The 13,248-nt window shown below is 51.2% G+C and carries 14 protein-coding genes; 8 read left to right on the top strand and 6 right to left on the bottom strand.

Annotated elements, in window-relative coordinates:
* The first annotated feature begins 16 nt into the window (after positions 1-16).
* The 4 genes from coxB (at position 17) to GOC95_RS08525 (ending at position 4,505) form a co-directional block, all read left to right on the top strand.
* Complete coding sequence (gene coxB / locus GOC95_RS08510) at positions 17-1,183, top strand: cytochrome c oxidase subunit II (protein WP_194749335.1); 1,167 nt, start codon at positions 17-19, stop codon at positions 1,181-1,183.
* A gap of 30 nt (positions 1,184-1,213) precedes the next feature.
* Complete coding sequence (gene ctaD, locus GOC95_RS08515) at positions 1,214-2,806, top strand: cytochrome c oxidase subunit I (RefSeq protein ID WP_194749336.1); 1,593 nt, start codon at positions 1,214-1,216, stop codon at positions 2,804-2,806.
* A 186-nt stretch (positions 2,807-2,992) separates the two neighbouring features.
* Complete coding sequence (locus GOC95_RS08520) at positions 2,993-3,532, top strand: cytochrome c oxidase assembly protein (RefSeq protein WP_194749337.1); 540 nt, start codon at positions 2,993-2,995, stop codon at positions 3,530-3,532.
* Positions 3,533-3,572: 40 nt separating this feature from the next.
* On the top strand, positions 3,573-4,505 hold the full coding sequence (locus tag GOC95_RS08525; RefSeq protein WP_275356679.1) for a cytochrome c oxidase subunit 3: 933 nt from the start codon (positions 3,573-3,575) through the stop codon (positions 4,503-4,505).
* Between the two features lie 57 nt (positions 4,506-4,562).
* On the opposite strand, the gene GOC95_RS08530 is transcribed toward GOC95_RS08525, so the two are convergent.
* Entirely contained in the window at positions 4,563-4,763 is a 201-nt protein-coding gene (locus GOC95_RS08530; protein WP_194749339.1) for a twin transmembrane helix small protein, read from the bottom strand.
* Positions 4,764-4,812: 49 nt separating this feature from the next.
* Between GOC95_RS08530 and GOC95_RS08535 the strand changes: the two genes are divergently transcribed.
* Genes GOC95_RS08535 through cyoE form a run of 4 tightly spaced genes read left to right on the top strand, consistent with a single transcriptional unit; the run spans position 4,813 to position 8,048 of the window.
* Positions 4,813-5,538 carry an SURF1 family protein gene (locus tag GOC95_RS08535; RefSeq protein WP_275356680.1) on the top strand — a complete coding sequence of 242 codons (726 nt, stop codon included), beginning with the start codon at positions 4,813-4,815 and terminating at the stop codon, positions 5,536-5,538.
* Positions 5,539-5,540: 2 nt separating this feature from the next.
* Positions 5,541-6,155, top strand: coding sequence for a hypothetical protein (locus GOC95_RS08540; protein WP_275356681.1), 615 nt, complete (start codon positions 5,541-5,543; stop codon positions 6,153-6,155).
* A 3-nt stretch (positions 6,156-6,158) separates the two neighbouring features.
* Positions 6,159-7,133, top strand: a complete 975-nt coding sequence (locus tag GOC95_RS08545) for a COX15/CtaA family protein (protein WP_275356682.1) — start codon at positions 6,159-6,161, stop codon at positions 7,131-7,133.
* Between the two features lie 18 nt (positions 7,134-7,151).
* Positions 7,152-8,048 (top strand): heme o synthase, encoded by an 897-nt coding sequence (gene cyoE / locus GOC95_RS08550; RefSeq protein WP_194749343.1) that lies wholly within the window; start codon positions 7,152-7,154, stop codon positions 8,046-8,048.
* A gap of 76 nt (positions 8,049-8,124) precedes the next feature.
* Here the strand turns inward: cyoE and GOC95_RS08555 are convergent, their stop codons facing one another.
* The 5 genes from GOC95_RS08555 to GOC95_RS08575 all read right to left on the bottom strand — a co-directional run bounded on the left by GOC95_RS08555 (position 8,125) and on the right by GOC95_RS08575 (position 13,091).
* Positions 8,125-8,646 carry a superoxide dismutase family protein gene (locus tag GOC95_RS08555; protein ID WP_228518914.1) on the bottom strand — a complete coding sequence of 174 codons (522 nt, stop codon included), beginning with the start codon at positions 8,644-8,646 and terminating at the stop codon, positions 8,125-8,127.
* A 157-nt stretch (positions 8,647-8,803) separates the two neighbouring features.
* A complete protein-coding gene (locus GOC95_RS08560; RefSeq protein WP_275356683.1) occupies positions 8,804-9,667 on the bottom strand; it encodes a fatty acid desaturase in 864 nt (287 codons plus the stop codon).
* Complete coding sequence (locus tag GOC95_RS08565; RefSeq protein WP_275356684.1) at positions 9,668-10,540, bottom strand: fatty acid desaturase; 873 nt, start codon at positions 10,538-10,540, stop codon at positions 9,668-9,670.
* A gap of 178 nt (positions 10,541-10,718) precedes the next feature.
* Complete coding sequence (locus GOC95_RS08570) at positions 10,719-11,006, bottom strand: PsiF family protein (RefSeq protein WP_194749345.1); 288 nt, start codon at positions 11,004-11,006, stop codon at positions 10,719-10,721.
* Positions 11,007-11,153: 147 nt separating this feature from the next.
* Complete coding sequence (locus tag GOC95_RS08575) at positions 11,154-13,091, bottom strand: SMP-30/gluconolactonase/LRE family protein (RefSeq protein WP_275356686.1); 1,938 nt, start codon at positions 13,089-13,091, stop codon at positions 11,154-11,156.
* Between the last annotated feature and the right edge of the window lie 157 nt (positions 13,092-13,248).

Raw genomic sequence — 13,248 nt, forward strand, 5'->3', positions numbered from 1 at the left:
ATTTTGGAGCGATTAGATGCAAGGGATGAAGAAACTCGGGGTTGGTGCGGTTGCATGGTTTTTGTCTTTAAGTGCGCATGCTGACTACACCTGGAATTTTCCGGAGCCAGTCACGCCAATGGCTTTGGATACCCTCCACGTACATAATAAATTCATGCTGATTACTGCCGTGATTTTTGTGGTGGTGCTGGCAATCATGATTTACTCGATTGTGACCCACCGTCACAGCAAAGGCTACAAACCTGTCGCCGATAACCCTCCCTCTACTGCCGTAGAAATTTTCTGGACCTTGATCCCGTTTGCGATCCTGCTGTTGATTGACTTTGTCATCATGGGTATCCCGGCCTATCACAGCGTGGTGATGATGGAAGACACGCGAGACCAATCGACCATGGTGATCAAAATTACCGGGTCACAGTGGCGCTGGCAATATGAGTATCTTGATGGCGATGCCAAGGGCATCAAGTTCGTCAGCAACCTGGCGACGACTAACGGCCAAATGCATAACGAGGAAGATAAAGGCGAGCACTACTTGCTTGAAGTCGATAATCCGCTGGTGTTGCCTGTCGGCGAGAAGGTGCGCATTTTGATGACGGCCTCTGATGTGTTGCATAACTGGTGGGTGCCACAGTTTGGCTCGTCACGTGTGGCCGTGCCTGGGTTTATCCGTGAAACCTGGGTGCAAGTCGAGAAGCCAGGCGTCTACCGCGGTCAATGCAAAGAACTCTGTGGCAAGGGGCATGGCTATATGCCGGTGGTTGTGAATGCGGTTTCCAAAGAAGAGTTTGCGCAGTGGGCAAACAAAAAACAGGATGAGCAAAAAGCCGCGAATGATGTGAAAGAAATGACCAAGGATGAGTTGGTGGCGCAGGGTAAAGTGGTATACGAGAAAAACTGTGCCGTCTGCCATCAGGTGACCGGGGCTGGCTTGCCGCCTGCATTCCCGGCCTTGACCGGCAGCAAAATTGCGACGGGCGCTATTTTTGGCTCTGATGGCAAATATCAGAAAGATAGCCATCTTGACCGCGTGCTGAATGGCAAGGGTGTGATGCCCGCCTGGAAGGCAACTTTGAACGATACGGAAATTGCAGCGGTGATCACCTATGAGCGTAATGCCTTGGGTAACGCGGCGGCAGTGGATGCCGTGTTGCAGCCGGCGCAAGTTAAAGCAGCCCGTGAATAAATATTTAAGCGATTGATTTAGGAGAGCACTATGAGTACTACTTCAGTAGCACATCATGACGAGCATCAGGATCACCCAACCGGGATCATGCGTTGGCTGACGACGACAAACCACAAAGATATCGGGACCATGTACCTGACGTTTTCACTGATTATGTTTCTGGTCGGTGGCAGCATGATTCTTGGTATCCGTGCCGAGTTGTTCAAGCCCGGACTGCAATTGATGAACCCCGAGTTCTTTAATCAGTTGATTGGCGTGCATGCGCTGATCATGATTTTTGCAGCGTTGATGCCTGCTGCAACCGGATTTGCCAACTGGATGTTGCCGTTGCAGATTGGTGCGCCAGACATGGCTTTGCCACGCTTGAATAACTGGGGCTTCTGGATTTTGCCCCCTTCCGCCATCTTGCTGACGTTGCCATTCACTCTGGCATTGTTTGGGGTGGGCGATGGCGCGCTGGCCACCGGTTGGACCTTTTACCCGCCGCTGTCTGTGCAAGGCGGCATTGGTGTGGACTTTGCTATTTTTGCGGTGCACTTGTTGGGTATTTCGTCTGTGTTGGGTTCAATCAACATTATTGTGACAATTTACAACATGCGTGCACCTGGCATGACCTTGATGAAAATGCCGATGTTTGCCTGGGGTTGGCTGATCACCGCCTTCTTGCTGATTGCCACCATTCCTGTGTTGGCCGGTGCAGTGACCATGTTGCTGACGGACCGTCACTTTGGAACACACTTCTTTGACGCGGCCGGTGGCGGTGACCCGATTATGTTCCAGCATTTGTTCTGGTTCTTTGGTCACCCGGAAGTCTACATTCTGCTATTGCCCGTCTGGGGCTTTATCCCCCAGATTCTGCAAACCTTCAGCCGCAAGCCTATGTATGGCTATAAAGCGCAAGTGTATTCATTGTGGGCGATTGGCGCTTTGGCGGTCGTTGTTTGGGCGCACCACTTCTTTACAGCCGGTATGCCTGTGCCTGCATTGCTGTACTTTATGTATAGCACCATGGCAATTTCCTTACCGTTGGCGGTACTGTTCTATTGCTGGATCCGCACCATGTGGAAAGGCTCCATGAGCTTTGAAACCCCAATGCTGTTCACGGTCGGCTGGATTATTCTGTTTGGCGTGGGTGGTCTGACTGGTCTGGTGCTCGCAGACGTGGCTGCCGATGCGCAATATCACAACAGTTACTTTGTGGTTGCACATTTCCATTACACCCTGTTTGCGGGTGGCATCATGGGGATTATGGCGGGCGTGTACTACTGGCTGCCAAAAATGACAGGCCATATGTATAACGAGAAACTGGGTAAATTACATTTCTGGTTAACAGCCATTTCATTCAATGTGACCTTTATTCCACAGTTCTTTGTCGGCTTGGCCGGGATGCCGCGCCGGATTCCAGACTATGCCTTGCAGTTTGCCGAATTCAATATGATTTCGAGTATTGGTGCATTTGCCTTGGGTCTGTCACAGTTGCTGTTTGTCTACATCATTATCAGCTGTGTCAAAGGTGGCAAAAAGGCATCAGACCGAGTCTGGGAAGGGGCGCAAGGCCTGGAGTGGACATTGCCATCTCCTCCGCCATATCACAGCTTTACTGAACAGCCGGTGGTTAAATAAATGCTAAAAAAGCCAGTCAATCCAGTTTTTTTGGTTGATTGGCTTTGTTTTAAGGTTGACGTATTTTGAGTGATCCCAAGCAGTCTAATAACAGGAAAATTGCATGGCTGCTCGCTGCGGTAGCAATTCTCTGGTACCTGATTTCGATGTTTACGATCTGGAAGTAAACCAGTTGCTGAAACAGTTATGGCATTAAAACAAGATCAGGTAGAAGCCAATCGAAAATTGGCTTTTAAATTGGTATGGATCATCGTCGGTGCGCTGTTGTTTGCCTTTGCCTTGGTGCCATTGTATGACGTCATTTGTTCTGTGACCGGGCTCAATGGCAAAACCAAAAATACGGCGGAAACAGCCACAAAAGCAGTTGTAGATTTAAAGCGGGAAGTCACCGTGCAGTTTGTGTCATCAGTGATGCCTGGATTGGGGTGGAATTTTTATCCTAAGCAAAACAGTGTGGTGGTGCATCCTGGCCAAGTCACTACGGTCATGTTTGAGGCAAAAAACATTACCAATGAGGAAGTGGTCGGGCAGGCCATTCCCAGTGTGACCCCAGGCAAAGCATCGGCCCACTTGAAAAAAATAGAGTGTTTCTGCTTTGTCAGGCAATCGTTAAAACCGGGTGAAGTGAAGGCATTGCCACTGCGATTCTTCGTCAGTGCCGAACTGCCCAAAGATGTACAAGAAATGACCTTGTCGTATTCGTTTTTTCCGGCAAGTCAGCAATAAATAATATGAGTAACACGATCAAAGGATAGGGAGTTAATGCATGGCTAGTCATTCAGAAAATCACTATTTTGTCCCGCACGGCAGTATCTACCCGGCATTGATTTCAGTCGGGTTGCTGTCGATGGCGAGTGGCTTTGTCTTTAATGTTACCGGCTCGGACACGCGGCTGGATGGGTCTATGAAAAATCCGGCCTTGTCCTACCTCGCTACCCCGGGCAAGTACATGATGTATCTGGGCCTGGCGATTGTGCTGGCCATGATGTTCAAATGGTTAAGTACAGTTGTCACTGAAAGTGTCACCGGCCAGTATAAAAAATGGGAAGACAAATCTTTCCGTATTGGCATGATCGTGTTCATTTGCTCTGAGGTGGCTTTTTTTGCGGCGTTCTTCGGAGCATTGTTTTATATGCGCGTGTTGTCGGTGCCTGATCTGGCTTCTTACGCGCCAGACATTACGCCTTACAAGGACTTTTTAAGTACTTGGCCATCACAGGGGCCTGGCGGAACGGTTCTGGGGGAGACCTATCAACCAAACACCGCCTTTCACCCCATGACTTGGAGTGGCCTGCCACTGATCAATACCTTGTTGTTGTTGAGTTCTGGTGCGACCATTACCTGGGCACACTGGGGCTTGATCAAAAATAACCGCAAACAACTGATTGTAGGGCTGTTCCTGACGATTGCACTGGGGGTGACCTTCTTGTGCTGCCAGGCAGCCGAGTATCACCATGCTTATACCGAAATGGGACTGACGCTGAAGTCAGGCGCCTATGGTGCGACCTTCTTCATGTTAACCGGTTTCCACGGTTTTCACGTCACCATCGGCACCCTTATGCTGATTGTGATCTGGTTGCGCAGCATTCGCGGTCACTTTACACCCGAGCACCACTTCGGGTTTGAAGGCGTGGCCTGGTATTGGCACTTTGTGGATGTGGTTTGGCTCGGTTTGTATATCTTTGTTTACATGCTCTGACGGTTAAAAAGGGCGCAAACAGCGCCCTTTTTAGTCTGGTGATTCCATCGTTCTGGATTAAAGCGTATGGCCCACGTAGCCAAAATGTGCGGCGATGACCAATGCCAGAAACAGGAAGATAGACAGACCAATACGCAGGGTAAGTGCTTTAACCGTACGGTCTGATCCGCGTTTGTCTTTGAGTAAAAAAAGCAGGGCAGAAAACAGGCTGCCAATAATGACGATCAGTATCAAAATGGTGGCAATTTTAATTAACATGATGTGATCTCTCGGTAACGTGATGACATTATGGGCTGTAAGCAAAAAAATGCAAATACCCTTGGGAAATTATGTTTTTCGTCTGCGCTGGATGGTGGTGGCTGTGATGGTGGTGGCAATCTGGAGTTGTCTGCGCTTGGGCCTGTGGCAGTGGCATAAGGCTGAGCAAAAACAGGCGATTATGCTGGCATTGAAACCGCATGGCGATGCCGTGGAGCTGCGCGCACAAGCGCTGGATATTCCCAGTCATGTTGAGGCCCTGCACTTGCAGACAGTGAGGATCGGCGGCCGCTATCTACCACAATACAGTTTTTTTCTGGATAACCAGGTGGTTCAAGGGCAGGCCGGATTTGCTGTCATCACACCTTTTTTGCTGCATGACCAGAAGCATCTTATTTGGGTGAATCGTGGTTGGGTGCCCGGTTTTGCAGATCATCAAAAAATCCCCGAGATTCAGACCCCTGAAGCAGAGCAAGTCATCCGGGGGATGTTCTGGCAACAAAGCAAAACCGGATTCCGGTTGGATAAAGCGGGCTCAAGCTGGCAGCCGGTGCAACCTGTAATCGATTTTTCCTACTTACGGCAGCATGTGCCTTTTTCGTTTGCAAATGTCATCCTCAAACTAGATCCAGCAATGCCTGCCGGATTCGTTAGAGTATGGGAAGTGCCTGGCGGGCAAATTGAAAAGCATATGAGTTATGCCTATCAGTGGTTTGGGTTTGCCTTGGCGAGTTTTATGATTGGTCTTTATCAAATGATAGAAAAGCGGTCTTGATCATGCAGGAACAGTTGACAGAGGTGGTTTTGGACCCGGTCCAGCAGCGCAAAGGCCGCAGGGTATTTTTTCTGCTGGCGGTATTTTTTACAGTGCCGCTGCTCGTCGTGGTCGCGATGTTCAAGTTTGACTGGCGACCCAGCGGTAAAAGTCATGGGCAGCTCATTCATCCGCCGGTCTCGATTGCGCATGCGACGCACTGGGTCAGCGACAGGCAGCAAGCGCTGCCCACCTTCTGGCAAGACAAATGGAACATGGTGTTTATCGCACGGGAGTGCGACAGCGCTTGTATGCAGCGGCTGTACGACCTCAGGCAGATTTATGTCTCCTTGTATAAAGACATGATCCGCGTGCAACGGGTGCTCATCACGCAACAGGCCGATACCACAGCGATCCGTGCACGTTATCCTGATTTGCTGATTATTAATGGAGAAACGCAGCAAGTTGCAGAATTGGGTGGGCTATTAAGCGGTGGTGGACAGAATACGCTGGATGCCCACCGCGTGTATTTTATTGATCCGCTCGGCAATATCATGATGCAGTACGGACCAGAGATGGAAGCCAAGTGGATACGCAAGGACTTGGTCAAATTGTTAAAAGCTTCTTGGGCTGGATAGTCGATGTTTAAACGCTTAAGTGTGCTGGCGGCGATGGTGGCCTTTTGTGTGGTGGTGCTAGGGGCTTATGTCCGGCTCTCTGATGCCGGCTTGGGCTGCCCAGACTGGCCGGGTTGTTATGGTGCGCTCACCGTGCCGCAAAGTGAGGCGGCGATCGCGTCTGCGCAACAGGCCTATCCGGATAAACCACTGCAACATGCCAAAGCCTGGAAGGAAATGGCACATCGCTATCTGGCTGGCAGCTTGGGCCTGTTGGTATTGCTGCTTGGTGTATTGGCTTACAGGCAAAGGCAATTCTTGCACACCCCGTGGCAGCTCTCGGCGGGATTGATCGGCTTGATTGTGTTGCAAGCGTTGCTGGGTATGTGGACGGTGACTTTGTTGCTGAAACCCATGATAGTGACTTTACATTTGCTGGGCGGCATGACGACCTTGGCTGTCTTAAGCTGGATCGCATGCCGGCATGTTGTCAGCCAACGTATCGTGATCAGGCCGTGGCAATTGCGCTGGTTGCAACTGGCTTTGCTGGTCTGGATACTGCAGGTGCTACTTGGGGGCTGGACCAGCAGTAATTATGCGGCCTTGGCCTGTACGGACTTTCCCACTTGCCATGGTGCCTGGTGGCCAGACATGGATGTGGGCGAGGCGTTTCATTTGACTCGGGCGTTGGGTGAAAGCCGGGACGGCGGACAGCTACACCTGAATGCATTAACGGCCATCCAATGGGTGCATCGGCTAGGGGCACTGCTGGTGTTTGTATGGCTCATGGTCAGCGTCAAGCTGTTGTGGCAATCAGCTATGCCGCGTTGGTTAACTGGTTGCTTGCTGATGCTCGTGTTGGGTCAGATTGCACTGGGGATTGCCAACCTGATTTTGCAGTTACCGTTAGTGCTGGCGGTCATGCATAACGCCGGGGCCGCGCTGCTCGGAATATGCCTGGTCGCCATTAATGCCAGATTGAAGCATTCATTAGATTAAAACAAGGGGGAGTATGCGATGCAAACAGCATGGATCACACACATGGCCGCTGCAAAAATGGGCTTGCGGCACTTTTATGCCTTATGTAAACCGCGCGTCACTGCGCTGATCGTCTTTACCGCCATGATAGGCATGTTTATGGCCACGCCGGGTATGGTGCCGGTCACTGTGCTGGTGGCCGCCACGGTGGGCATTGCTTTCGCATCTGGGGCTGCCGCGGCATTCAATTGCCTGATCGAGTATAAGATTGATGCCATGATGGCGCGTACGCGCGCACGCCCATTGCCTACCGGCCAGTTATCGCAAATGGAGACCTTGCTGTTCGCCAGCGTACTGGGCGGGGTAGGGTTGAGCATCCTCTATTACTGGGTAAATCCGCTCACCATGTGGCTGACCTTAGCCACATTTGTCGGCTATGCGGTGATTTACACGGTGTTTCTCAAACCCGCTACCCCGATGAATATTGTGATTGGCGGCGCTTCTGGTGCCATGCCGCCGATTCTGGGTTGGGCAGCAGTCAACAATACCGTCTCGCCAGAGTCGCTGGTGATGTTTTTGATTATTTTTGCCTGGACGCCTCCGCATTTCTGGGCGCTGGCTTTGTATCGCCGCGAAGAATACGCCAAAGTCGGCATGCCCATGTTACCGGTCACCCATGGTGAGCGGTTCACACTGTTGCATATTGTCTTGTATACCGTGATTCTGGTGGTGGTGTCTCTGATGCCTTACGGCCTCGGCATGAGTGGCTGGCTCTACCTGTTGTCCGCCGTGCTGCTCAATGCAGTGTTTATGTATTATGTGGTCAGCCTCTACCGACAGTATTCAGATGCGCTGGCTAAAACCACCTTCAAGTATTCCATCCTCTACTTGAGCCTGATTTTTGCGGCGCTGTTACTGGATCATTACCTCATTTAAAAAACAACAGCGTTTAAAATCAAAGCCACAGTGCCGATGCGGATAGCTCCCGTATCGGCACTGTGCTTTTAGCCCGTTATTTAATCACGCCACACGCGATTCTTGGCCCCGCATTGCCCGCTGGCTGAGTCACATAATCGTCAGCATCGCGATGAAGAATCATCGCATGTCCAATCAGTGCATGTGCCCCTTCAGCCAGGCTGGCATTCTCCAGCGTAGCGCGGTAAATGGCATGGCCCGTGTTGTCTGCTTTCAGGTTAGGAAGGTCGCCAAAATGATGGCTAGGCGTTGCTTGCGAGGCATGTGGATGTGCATCGGGATTGAAGTGCCCGCCTGCACTCGAAGCATCCGCCGCAGAGCAATCGCCTTTCTCATGAATATGAAAGCCGTGTATGGAGTTGGGCGTCAAGCCCGCCACACGGGCAATCAACAGTACTTTCGTGCCCTGTTGAATCAGGTCTACATCGCCGGTGACCTTTGAGTCGGATTTGGCTTCCAGCGTGGCGTGCGCAGAAGTCTGCTGCATGAAAGGTATTTGACTGCAAGAGGCCAATAAAAAAGGCGAGAGGCTGAGCAGCAAGCGGGATAGGGTTTGCATGAAATACTCCTTGGTATGAATCATTGAGCGAGAGATTACTGTCACCAGGCGAGGGCAGGTGTCGCAAAGTCGGGCATAGACCCTTAAAGCAGGCACCGGGCTTTAAAAGTTTCCATGACGATCACTGGCACCATGCCACGATGCCTGGGTGATCCGACTACTTGGGTTGCAAGAAGCCCAGACCATGCGACCAGGTAATCACATGCACGCCGGCCTCTTTCTGTTTGTCAGCAATTTGCAAATGCAGTTCATGCATTTTGGTCCAGTGGTGCTTGGGACGGTAATGGTGCTCGGCATGATAGCCATTGTTAAACCAGATCAGGTTGTAAAGCTTGCTGTAGCTGCTGACCCCCCAGGCAATCGGCAGGTCAGGATTGCCGCGCCAGTGCTCATACCAGCCGTTAAGCGAAGACAGGCAGTGACCAAGGTAATAAAACGGCACCATAAACAGCATGAATTTCCAGTTCAGCACAAAACCGACCAGCACCAGCAGGATGGAGCAGAGGATTTCAAACACACCAAAGCGCGCCAGGCCAGGATTACGTTTTTTAATTTCCCGGTAGATTTCCGCCGGGTCGTCCCTGAAATAACTTTTGAAGGTATACGCCCAGACATTCTCAGGCTCACCGTTGCTGCCATAGCGGTAAATTGAGAGCCAGTCTATGGTGTTGCCATTGGCATCCGGCCGGTCGCTGTTACCAATATGATGGCGTTTATGCACGGCATCATAAAAGGTTTGCGAGAAGACCATGGTCACAGACTCCAACAGACTGAATATCCGGTTCAGGAACTCAGACTTGAAGTAGGGGTTGTGGATGAAGTTATGCGAGATGCCATTGATATTCCATGAAATGCTGACGGCGTAGACCAGCCCCAGTAGTACATTGGCGTACCAGGGCAGGCGGTCAAACCATAGAAACATGCCAATCAAATAGGCAAAATGCAGTATCCCGAACACAACGGGGATCACATCCCAGTAAGAGTAGGCAAATAGAAAGCCTGGCTTGTTTTTGGCGGCCATTTATTGTTCCTTCATCCATTCCATCATAAATCCAATCGGGTGTGGCCAAGGGATCACCTTGACCCCGGCTTGTTTTTGTTTCTCGGCAATTTCTGTGTGCAAGGCATGCATCTGTGTCCAGTGATGCTTGGGCCGGTAGTGATGTTCGGCGTGATAGCCATTGTTTAACCACAACCAGTTATAGAGTTTGTTATAGCAGCTGACACCCCAGGCAATTGGCAAGTCCGGGTTGGCGCCGGCGTGCTCATAGTAGCCATTCATGGCCGTCAGCGAATGGCCCAAGTAATAAAAGAACACGAAGAACAGCCCGAATTGCCAATCCCACAGCAAAAAGCCCACGATCATCAAGGTGACCACGACGACTTCAAACACCGCAAAATAAGCCAATGCCTGGCTATGTTTTTTAATCAAACCGTAGATGCGTTTGGGATCATCACGGAAATAACTCAGCAGCGAGTATTTGAGTGGATGCTCGGCTTGACCATGCGCGCCATGCCGATAAATGGAGATCCAGTCTATGGTCTCGCCATCGGCACCTTTGCGGTCATTGTTGCCGATGTGATGTTGCCGGTGGACATAGTCATACATGGTTTGCGAGAAGCCCATGGTGACTGATTCCATCAAGCTGAACAGTCGGTTGAGCAGGGCAGATTTGAAGTAGGCATTGTGAATAAAATTGTGGGAAACACTATTCACATTCCACGAAATACTAAAGGCATAGATCAGTCCCACCACGCATTTTTGCCACAGCGCCAAACTATGAAAGCTGGAAATCATCCATGCAAAAAACAGAAAATGTAGGCAACCGGCAAGGACAGGGATGATATCCCAGGCGCTATAAGCGAACAGGTAAGGAGATTTTTTGACGCGCACGGGCCAAACCTCAGCAATGATCCACGGATAAAATAATCTCGTATCATGCAGCGGATGACTTACTTAAGCCTTACAGCGGCAGAGTTTTGCCAAACAGGGGCATGCGCTGACGTTTAGCGCATCGCAGAAGCAACAAAAAAGCCTGTGTAAAACACAGGCTTTTTTTGCAAGTGGCCGCTTAACTGGCGGACAGGCAGGATTTCATAAATGCTTTACGCTCATCGCCTTTGAGCGCTTTGGTTTTAGCGTCAGCGTTACAGGTTTTCATTTTTTCCTGTTGCGCGGTCAACCCTGAGCTGGCGCCCTCTGCGGACAGGCATTGTTTCATGAATGCTTTGCGTTCATCGCCGGCCAAGGCCTTGGCTTTTGCATCGGCGTTACAGGTTTTCATTTTTTCTTGTTGCGTGCCAGCCTGAACAGAAAAACAGACACAAGACAGCAACATAGCAATCACCAGTTTATTCATCGACGTCTCCAAACAAAATAAATTTTTCGAGTTTGAGGCTGCCAGCGGCGGGCCTGTGTGTTGCATTTTGACATAGAGCGCATGGCTTGGGGAATAAAAAAAGCCCGGGAGATCCCGGGCTTTTATGCCTAACGCTGAGACGTCTATTTAATGAATGGGCATACGATAGAGCAAGCCGGCTTTCATGTCAGGGATCAGTAGCGATTTGCCATCCGCGGAGAGGCTGATATCGGCTGCTGACTGATAGCCCTGGATGATGCGTTGCGGCGTCGCTTTGGGGTCACTGAGTTGCCAGACGTTGCCGCCCGCCCAGTCACTGACATACAGCATGCCGTAGGCGTCGCGGATCAGGCCATCTGCGCCGCCAAAGCCCTGGTTCAGTAGCGTCACAACCGGCTTGCTGCCACCCAGTTGAACACTGAACAATTTGCCTGTGCCAAAGTCTGCGACCAGCAAACGGTTAGGACCATCCATGAGCAAACCATTGGGGCGTTTGATCCCGGCATTGGCTTTGAGCACTTGCGTGACCTTACCCTCAGGCGTGAGTTTGAAAATCCCCGCGCCCTTGCCGTTGTCATCGCCACTGTCAGAGACGTAGACATTGCCTAGGCCGTCAATCTCGATATCGTTCAGGAACACTGGTTTTTGTGGGAAGGCACTGGGTGCAGCGACTACGGTCTGCTTGCCGTTGCTGGTGTCAATCCGCACCACGCGATCATTATCCGCCAAATACAGTTGGCCATTAAACAGATCCAGCCCTTTGGGGTCATTCAGGCCTTCTGCCAGTGTGGTACGGGTGCCGTCGGCCGCAATGCGCGTGATTTTGCCATCGCCCGCTTTACCAAATTCACCGATTTCAGACACATACAGGGTGCCGTCCGGGCTGGCAAAAACGGATTCAGGCATTGCGAATCCGCTCAGTGTGTTGGCGGTGTTGGCGTTCACGCCTGACGCACCTGCTTTGCCTGTGTAGCTCACCCGGTAAATCACGCCATTGTAATCGTCCGAGACCAGTAACGAACCATCCGCAAGCTGTAACACATCCGTCGGGCGGCCCCAGACTTCGCCATCCGCGGTGAGCCAGCCATCAATAAATGGCTTGGTCTCCTTGACCTGGTGCTGAGCATCAAAAGTCACGCGCACCAACTGGTAGCCAACCGGCACCTTGCGGTTCCACGAGCCATGCTGGGCAATCACCGCATTGCCCTGATACTCGGCAGGGAATTGCTTGCCTGTGTAAAACTTGAAGCCCAGATTGGCGCTGTGCGCCTGGAATTCTGCAACAGGCTTGGTCACCTCAGCGGGCGGCGTTTTGTTTTTCCAGTTGGGATCGCGTGTATCGCCACCTGCATAATAGGGAAAGCCAAAGTGCAGCCCGGCTTTAGGTGCTGCGTTAAGTTCGTCATGCGGGATGTCTGGTCCGAGCAGATCGACGCCATTGTCAGTGAAAAACAGGGTTTGGGTGCCTGGCTGAAAATCCATGCCGACCGAGTTACGCACGCCTTTGGCAAACGTTTCCACCTGACTGCCATCGGCATTCATGCGGATAATTGAGGCCTCGTGACCTGTCGGGTCGCAGATATTGCATGGCGCGCCTATGGTCACATACAGCTTGTTGTCCGGCCCCACCGCCAGATAGCGCCAACCGTGATGCGCCTTGTCCGGCAGTTGTTCATACACGACTTCACGCATGGCCTTAAACGGCAGCGTGAGGTCAAAGTCTGGGGCAGCATAGCGTGTGATGCGATGCTGCTCGGCGACATATAAATGGCCATCCACCATGGCGACGCCATTGCCAACCTTGAGATCGTCCAGAATGCTGACCACCTGGTCAGCCTTGTGATCCTTGTTTTTATCGACGACGGCATACACATGATTGCCACGCGTGCCGACATACACATTGCCATTGGTGCCCAGCGCCATCTGGCGGGCCCCCGGCACCTCGGCATACACATCAATCTGAAAGCCATCCGGCAGATGCAGTTTGTTTAAATTGGCACGTACATCATTGATATCTGCCCAGGATGCATTCGCCGCTGTCGCAAGCACGGCGCCCAGCAGGCAGGTGATTAATCTTTTTTTCATCACGGATATCCTCTTCTCTACAAATATTTAAACCAATATACCTAGCTCAGCCAGTGTAAGCACTTGCGCAAGCCCTGCAAAGTTTAAAAATATGAAATGATTGCCTATTCCTATTTTGGATCTGCTGCTTATTGCTATTTGGTAGTAATATCAATGC

This window comes from Methylophilus sp. YYY-1 (genome assembly GCF_029132825.1).
Lineage (GTDB): Bacteria > Pseudomonadota > Gammaproteobacteria > Burkholderiales > Methylophilaceae > Methylophilus > Methylophilus glucosoxydans.